The 6,839-nt window shown below is 69.5% G+C and carries 5 protein-coding genes; all 5 read right to left on the minus strand.

Annotation, left to right across the window (positions count from 1 at the left end; translation table 11 throughout):
* Positions 1-49 precede the first annotated feature (49 nt).
* Positions 50-1,771 (minus strand): thiol reductant ABC exporter subunit CydC, encoded by a 1,722-nt coding sequence (gene cydC / locus BMY35_RS17130; RefSeq protein ID WP_093201319.1) that lies wholly within the window; start codon positions 1,769-1,771, stop codon positions 50-52.
* Entirely contained in the window at positions 1,768-3,459 is a 1,692-nt protein-coding gene (gene cydD, locus BMY35_RS17135) for a thiol reductant ABC exporter subunit CydD (RefSeq protein WP_093201322.1), read from the minus strand. The genes cydC and cydD overlap by 4 nt, the downstream gene beginning before the upstream one ends.
* Before the next feature lie 156 nt (positions 3,460-3,615).
* The gene (locus tag BMY35_RS17140) at positions 3,616-4,728 is read right to left on the minus strand and encodes an acyltransferase family protein (protein WP_093201324.1); all 1,113 of its coding nucleotides are present in this window, start codon (positions 4,726-4,728) and stop codon (positions 3,616-3,618) included.
* Between the two features lie 62 nt (positions 4,729-4,790).
* Complete coding sequence (locus BMY35_RS17145; RefSeq protein WP_093201327.1) at positions 4,791-5,753, minus strand: NAD(P)H-dependent flavin oxidoreductase; 963 nt, start codon at positions 5,751-5,753, stop codon at positions 4,791-4,793.
* Between the two features lie 96 nt (positions 5,754-5,849).
* Positions 5,850-6,839, minus strand: a 990-nt coding sequence (locus BMY35_RS17150) for an acyl-CoA dehydrogenase family protein (protein ID WP_143080698.1), incomplete at its 5' end; no start/stop codon positions are given.

Raw genomic sequence — 6,839 nt, forward strand, 5'->3', positions numbered from 1 at the left:
TCTTCCTTTTCCTTGTGTTCCCTGTTTGCTGGCTGCTGGCTTTCCTGGTTCAGTCGGGTCGCAGGCCGCGCAGCGCGGCGTCGAAGGCATCGCTGCCGCGCCGCAGGTCGGCGACGATGCGGCCTTCGCGCATGCACACGAGGCGGTCGGCGAGCGCGGCTTCGCGGCGCAGATGGGTGGCGATCAGCAGCGTGCGCGATCCGGCGTGTCGGGCGAGGCGATGCAGCACGTCGTGCGCGACGGCGGCGTCGAGGGCCTCGGTGGGTTCGTCCAGCAGCCAGAGCGGCACGGGGCGCAGCAGCAGGCGGGCCAGCGCGAGGCGGCGCGACTGGCCGCCCGAGAGGCCGAGGCCTCCTTCGCCTAGCCGGGTGTCGAGGCCTGAGGCGAGTGCTTTCACGTCGCCGTCGAGCCCCGCGGCGTGCAGCGCGGCGCGCAGTTGCTCGTCGGTCGCGCCGGGGGCAGCAAGGCGAAGGTTGTCGCGCAGGCTGTCCTGGAAGAGTTCGGTGCGCTGGGTGAGCAGGCAGGCGGGCTGCGAGCGCACCCTGCCGGAGCGCGGCGTGATCTCGCCGGCAATGGCGGCAAGCAGCGTCGACTTGCCCGCGCCGCTCGCGCCGATCAGCGCAACGCGCTCGCCTTCGTTCAGGGTCAGCGACAGATCGCGCAGGACTGGCGTGCGGCTGCCGTCGTGGATCACGGTGATGCCGTCGAGTTGCAGCGCGGTTGCCGCATCGGATGCATCCGTCGTCGCGACGTGCTCGTCGGCGGTCGGCGCCATCCGTGGAGCGAGGCGCCGTACCGCCAGCCATGAGCGGCCCGCGTCGAGCGCACCGCGGCGCAGGGCAGCGAAGGGCTCCGTCGCCGTGAGCGCCACCAGCAGCGCCAGCGCTGCCGCCGGAGCACCGATGACGCCCTCGCCCGCCAGCCAGCCGACGGCCAGCAGCACGCCGACGAGGGTCAGGGTGCCCGCGCTGCCGTAGGTGAAGCCGGCAGCGGCTTCGAGCTTGTTCAGCGCGAGATCGGCCTTGGCGAGATGCATGTCGGCGGTCATCAGCGCCTCGCGCTGTGCGTCGATTCGGCCGGCCATCACCAGGTCGGTCTGGCCCGCGACCAGATCGACCGCGCGTGCCCGCAGCGCTTCGACGGCATGCGCGCGCCGTACCGCGGGCCGGCGTGCGCGCCGCGCGACGACGAATGCGATACCCCAGCCGGCGATCACGAGCCAGAGCATCAGCACGAGGCCCATGCCAACGTGCATGAAGCCGAGCACCGTGCCGGCAAGCAACGCCGCGCCCAGTGCAGCGGCGGCCGGCACGAGCAGGCGGAGGTAGAGCGACTCCAGCGCGTCGATGTCGGAAGTCAGGCGGAACAGCAGGCGTGCCGGGCGCTTCAGCAGCGCACGCGCGGCCTCGGCCCTCGCCCAGCCCCGGAACAGGCGCACGCGCAGCGCGGCGAGCACGGAGAAGGTCGCGTCGTGAGTCACCAGCCGCTCGCCGTAGCGCGAAGCCGTGCGGCCGAGCGCGAGCAGGCGGATGCCGGCGGACGGCATGAACACGTCGAAAGTGAAGGCGGTTGCGGCATGCAGGCCGGCCAGCGCGGTCGCCGTGATGAACCAGCCGGAGAGGCCCAGCAGCGCCATTCCCGCCAGCACCGTGATGGCGGCGAGCAGGCCGCCAAGCAGCAGCGGGCGCGGTTGCTCGGCGAGGAATGGGCGCAGGACGAGGCGCAGGTCGCGCCAGTTCGTGGCGGCGCGTGGGGCTCGTGTCCTGCTCATGCGGCCTTCTCCATCGCGTCGGTGCGGCCGAGGCTCACGGTGCGGTCCATGCGCGAGGCAAGGACGGGGTCATGCGTCGCGACGATGAGGGTCTTGCCATGTGCGAGCTTCACGAGCGCGTCTGCGACCCGCTCGGCGGTTTCGGTGTCGAGGTGAGCTGTGGGTTCGTCCACCAGCAGCAGGTCGGCTTGCGGATGCACCGCGATGCGTGCAAGCGCGAGGCGCACGGCTTCTCCGCCGGACAGCCCGCCTCCCCCTTCGCCTAGCGACGTGGAAGGATGTGCCTGGGCCACGGCCTCGAGCGATGCGAAGTGCACTGCCTCGTTGACCTGCGGGGTGTTCACGCCCGCGCGTCCCAGCGCCACGTTGGATTCGACCGAACCCGCGAAGACATGCGGAGCCTGCCCCATCCATCCCATGCGCTGGCGCAGTGCCGCCACCGTATGTTCGGTGAGCGCCACGCCGCCGATGGAGATCTCGCCGCGCGTCGCGGGCACCAGGCCCGCGAGCAGGGACAGCAAGGCGGTCTTGCCGCTGCCGCTCGGGCCCATCAGCGCGATGTGCTCACCGGGGGCGATGCGAAGCTCTCCGCCGTCGAACACTTCATGCTGCTCGCCGGGCCAGGAGAAATGAAGGTTGTAAATGGCGACTGCCGGCGGGCCGCCGTGGACGCCCGTCGCGGCGCGCGTCAGCGAGGCGCCTGCGCCGGGCAGGGGCAATTCGTTGCACTGCAGGCGGTCGAGTGCTTCCAGTGCGGCTTCGCCAGCGGCCCGGTCGTGCCAGACCGCGGACAGCTCGCGCAGCGGCTCGAAGAAAGCCGGTGCCAGCAGCAGCACGAACAGGCCCTCGCCCAGGCTCAGCGTGCGCCCCCAGGCACCGAAGCCGATCGAGCCCAGCAGGTGGAAGCCGACGTAGACGGCGACAAGCGCCACGCCGAGTGCCGAGAAGAGCTCCAGCACGGCAGAAGAGAGAAAGGCGATGCGCAGCACGGCCATCGTCCTGCGGCGCAGGGACTGGGCCGCATCGCCCAGGCGGCGCGCGGTGATCTCCACCGCGCCGAGCGCGCGCAGCGTCGCCAGTCCGCGAAGCCGGTCGAGCAGGAAGGCGTTCATGCCGCCGAGCTCCACCATCTGCGCCTCGCTCGCAGCCCTGGCGCGCCAGCCGACGATGGCCATGAAGAGCGGAATGAGCGGAGCGGCCACCAGCAGCACCAGCGCAGCCACCCACGAGAAGGCTGCCACTGCGCAGAGAATGAAGATGGGCACCACCGTCGCACGCCAGCGCGCCGGCTGATAGCGCACGAGGTACGGGACCAGCGCCTCGGCCTGTTCGGCGAGCACGCTGGCAGCAAGCCCGGAGGGCGCGCGGCCGCGGTCGAGCGGAGAGCCGCCGGCCAGCGCCGCTGCCGTTTGCGCACGCAACGCGGTGAGCTGCGCCCGGGCGCGAGCGAAGGTACGCCGAGCTCCCCAGGCCTCGCAACCCGCCCGAAGCAGCCCGAGCAACAGGATCGCGCCGGCAGGCCAGATCACGGCCTCGAAGCCGCGGCCCGAGGCCAGGCCCTGCACCGCCATCGCCAGCAACGCCGCCTGCGGCAGCCAGACCAGCGCGGCGGCGCCCTGCACCACCCCGCCGACGTCAGGCGACGCGAAAGCCCGCAGCGGCGATCGGGATGGCGAGTGCTTGGTCATTCCTTAGTTTCGTGAATTTTCAGTATTTACTGAAATTTCCACAATCATACCGGAGATGGGAGCAACTGACGAGCCAGCAGACTGCACGCTGCGGCGCTCGAACGCAACCGATTCAGGAAGATTTGGGCGGTGCGCCTGCGCCGGCGCGCCCGTCCCTTAATGAGAAACGACTATTCCGCTGACCAGCAGCGCGGCGAACAGCGTGAACACCGCGCGCCAGGAGGCCGGGCGCGCTTCCACCCAGCGATAGAGCAGCGCCGCCGCGACCACCGAAAGGCCGAAGGTCGCGATCAGGCCGCATGCATCGAACCACGACCCGTGCGGCCCTGCATTCGCGACCGCCGCATTCATGGCCAGCAGCACTGGGAAGTGGATCAGGAACAGCGAGTACGACATGCGCCCCAGCCGAACAAGCGGCATCGCCACCGCGGGCCAATGCTTCGGCGAAAGCCAGTTCCGCCGTTGGGCGACGGCGATCAGCAGCGCCGTGACCAGCGCCGTGGCGATGCGGCTGCGCCAGTCGATGGCCAGCACGCCCGCCCCCACCAGCGCCACCAGCGCGATCGCGCTCTGCCACGTGCTGGGCCGGGTCGCGCGCCCGATCCAGAACACCAGCATGCCCAGGCCGTAAGTGCCGAAGAAGTAGAAGGCGGTGTCGTCCAGCCCGGCATTGCGATTGAAGAGCGCGAGCGAAGTCACCGCCAGCCCCGACACCAGCGCCACCGGCAGCCAGCGCGCCCCGGCTCCCTGAGGCGCCGAACCGCCGGCACGCTGCAGCATCGAAGGCAGCCCCACCAGCAGCAACGCCAGTGCGAACAGCTGGAAGTCGATGGCCACATACCAGACGCCCGTGGAAAGCGACTCGTAGCCCAACAGGTCCTGCAGCAGCAAGCCGTGGGCAACCAGTTGACCGAAGGTCGGCGACGCCGGCACCACCTCTTCGTCGAGCCACGGCCGCACCACCGCCGCGACCAGCACGCACACCGTGAGCGCGGCGAGGTACGGCATGATCAGCCGCCCATAGCGCTGCAGGATGCGCGCCACCGGTCGCTCCACACGCAGCGTGCCGTCGGGCGCAAGGCTGGCGGCCGCCAGGAAACCGGCGATCACCAGGAACACCTGCACCGCCAGCCGGCCCTCATCGGCCAACCAGGCGAAGAGATCGGGCGCGAGCGCATACGCGCCGGCCGGCATCGGGCCGTAGCGCGAGAGATGGTGTCCGACGATCACCGCGCAGGCGATGCCCTTCGCCGCATCGAGCAGCGGCATGCGCCCCACAGAAGATGACGGCGGCACGCCTGCAGCGGGCGCGGCGCCGTTGGTCAAGGCAGTCAAAGCGCGAGCCGCTGCCTAGCCTCCTGGTATTCGCGCTTGAGCTTCTCGATGAAGGCGCCGGCGGTGGCCACTTCGGTCACGGCGCCGATGCCCTGGCCCGAGCCCCAGATGTCTTTCCAGGCCTTGGCCTTGCTGCCTTCGCCGCCGCCGAAGTTCATGGTCTTCACGTCGCCTTCGGGCAGGTTGTTCGGGTCCATGCCGGCCTTGACGATGCTGGGTGCCAGGTAGTTGCCGTGCACGCCGGTGAAGAGGCTCGAATAGACGATGTCGTCGGAGGTGCCGTCGACGATGGCCTGCTTGTAGTCGTCGCTCGCGCGCGCTTCCTCGGTCGCGATGAAGGCGGTGCCGATGTAGGCGAAGTCGGCGCCCATGGCCTGCGCAGCCAGCACCGCGCCGCCGGTGGCGATGGAACCCGACAGCGCGATCGGGCCGTCGAACCACTGGCGGATTTCCTGCACCAGCGCGAACGGGCTCTTCGTGCCCGCATGGCCGCCAGCACCGGCCGCCACGGCGATGATGCCGTCGGCGCCCTTCTCGATCGCCTTCTGCGCGAACTTGTTGTTGATGATGTCGTGCAGCGTCACGCCGCCGTAGCTGTGCACGGCGTCGTTCACGTCGGTGCGCGCGCCCAGCGAGGTTATGACGATCGGCACCTTGTACTTCACGACCATCTCCATGTCGTGCTCGAGCCGGTCATTGCTCTTGTGCACGATCTGGTTGATGGCAAACGGTGCCGCGGGCTTGTCGGGGTTGGCCTTGTTGTAGGCCGCGAGTTCCTCGGTGATCTCGGCGAGCCAGTCCTCGAGCTGCGCGGCGGGGCGCGCGTTGAGCGCCGGCATCGAGCCGACCACGCCCGCCTTGCATTGCGCAATCACGAGCTTGGGGTTGCTGATGATGAACAGCGGCGAGCCGATGATCGGCAGCGGCAGGTTCGCGAGGACGGGGGGCAGCTTGGACATGTCGTCTCCGGGAATGAATTCGGTCTTGTAAGAGTAAGAGAGAGAGGCCGCCATCGCCCGTCAGATGGGCGACAGCGGCGGTGCTTCAGCAGCCGATCAGAACGCGTCGAGCGCCAGCGCGGTCACGCTCTCCGCGCCGTCGACGATGCTGTCGCGGATGCCCGGCACCTTGTTGAGGATGTGCTCGGCATAGAAGCGCGCGGTGGCGATCTTGGCCAGCATGAAGTCGGTGTCGAAGCTGCGCGAGGCGAGGTCCTGCGCAATGATCAGCGAGCGCGCCAGCTGCCAGCCGGCCACGAGATTGCCCGCGAGCATCAGGTAGGGCACGCTGCCCGCGAACACGGCGTTGGGGGAGGCCTTGGTCTGGCCAGCCACGAAATCAACCACTTCGACGAAGGCGACGCGTGCGGCCTTCAAGCGCTTGAGCACAGCGGCTGCGGCGGGGTTGTCGCTCTTGCCCAGCTCGGCCTCGGTCTTCTCGATCTGCGCGGCGATCGCCTTCGCGGTCTGTCCACCGTCGCGCGCTGTCTTGCGGCCCACGAGGTCGTTGGCCTGGATGGCGGTGGTGCCTTCGTAGATCGTCAGGATCTTGGCATCGCGGTAGTACTGCGCCGCGCCGGTCTCCTCGATGAAGCCCATGCCGCCGTGCACCTGCACGCCGAGCGAAGCCACTTCCAGGCTCATCTCGGTGCTGTAGCCCTTCACCAGCGGCACCATGAACTCGTAGAAGGCCTGGTTCTGCTTGCGCGCGTCCGCATCGGGATGATGGTGCGCGGCGTCGTAGGCGGCCGCGGCCACGCTGGACATCGCGCGGCAGCCTTCGGTGTAGGCGCGCATCGTCATCAGCATGCGCTTGACGTCGGGGTGATGAACGATCGGCGCGCTGGTGTTGATGGAGCCGTCCACCGGGCGGCTCTGCACACGCTCCTTGGCGTAGGCCACAGCGTGCTGGTAGGCACGCTCGGCGATCGCGATGCCCTGCATGCCCACGGCGTAGCGGGCCGAGTTCATCATGATGAACATGTACTCGAGGCCGCGGTTCTCCTGGCCCACGAGATAGCCGATGGCGCCGCCATGGTCGCCGTA

Origin of the sequence: Variovorax sp. YR750 (genome assembly GCF_900109805.1) — a bacterium.
GTDB classification, from domain to species: domain Bacteria; phylum Pseudomonadota; class Gammaproteobacteria; order Burkholderiales; family Burkholderiaceae_C; genus Variovorax; species Variovorax gossypii.